Below are 251 nucleotides of genomic sequence, written 5' to 3' on the forward strand. Positions count from 1 at the left end.
CTCCCACACTACCATCGGCGCTACTGCGTTTCACTTCTGAGTTCGGAATGGGATCAGGTGGTGCCACAGTGCTATTGTCGCTAGACAAAAAGGTTACAATCTTGAAAGCTGTTGCTCGTTAGAGCCATAAATATAAAAGCGTTTTCTTATTCAATTCATTACAGTGCGTGAAGTTATTCTGTCAGTCTTCTACAAACACTTCGCAGTAAAACTACTTGGGTGTTGTATGGTTAAGCCTCACGGGCAATTAG

At 43.0% G+C, this 251-nt stretch carries 1 rRNA gene; it reads right to left on the reverse strand.

The features are described from left to right. Positions 1-85, reverse strand: a 5S ribosomal RNA gene (rrf, locus tag H4J56_RS20070); the annotation flags it as partial. Between the last annotated feature and the right edge of the window lie 166 nt (positions 86-251).

The organism is Colwellia sp. BRX8-4, assembly GCF_014077345.1.
Lineage (GTDB): Bacteria > Pseudomonadota > Gammaproteobacteria > Enterobacterales > Alteromonadaceae > Colwellia_A.